The sequence below is a fragment of the Kluyvera sichuanensis genome (assembly GCF_014218705.1).
GTDB classification, from domain to species: domain Bacteria; phylum Pseudomonadota; class Gammaproteobacteria; order Enterobacterales; family Enterobacteriaceae; genus Kluyvera; species Kluyvera sichuanensis.
This window is the reverse complement of the sequence record NZ_JABBJF010000082.1, coordinates 1-597: the sequence shown is the minus strand read 5'-3', so window position 1 is coordinate 597 and position 597 is coordinate 1. Positions and strand designations below refer to the sequence as shown.

Sequence of the window (597 nt, the reverse complement as noted above, 5' to 3'; positions counted from 1 at the left end):
GCACTGCTCTTTAACAATTTATCAGACAATCTGTGTGGGCACTCGAAGATACGGATTCTTAACGTCGCAAGACGATAAATGAATACCAAGTCTCTGAGTGAACACGTAATTCATTACGAAGTTTAATTCACGAGCATCAAACTTAAATTGAAGAGTTTGATCATGGCTCAGATTGAACGCTGGCGGCAGGCCTAACACATGCAAGTCGAACGGTAGCACAGAGAGCTTGCTCTTGGGTGACGAGTGGCGGACGGGTGAGTAATGTCTGGGAAACTGCCCGATGGAGGGGGATAACTACTGGAAACGGTAGCTAATACCGCATAACGTCGCAAGACCAAAGTGGGGGACCTTCGGGCCTCACACCATCGGATGTGCCCAGATGGGATTAGCTAGTTGGTGAGGTAATGGCTCACCAAGGCGACGATCCCTAGCTGGTCTGAGAGGATGACCAGCCACACTGGAACTGAGACACGGTCCAGACTCCTACGGGAGGCAGCAGTGGGGAATATTGCACAATGGGCGCAAGCCTGATGCAGCCATGCCGCGTGTATGAAGAAGGCCTTCGGGTTGTAAAGTACTTTCAGCGAGGAGGAAGGC

General features: G+C 51.1%; 1 rRNA gene. It reads left to right on the top strand.

Annotated features, from left to right (window positions below):
- Positions 1–144: 144 nt before the first annotated feature.
- Positions 145–597, top strand: a 16S ribosomal RNA gene (locus HII27_RS26830); the annotation flags it as partial.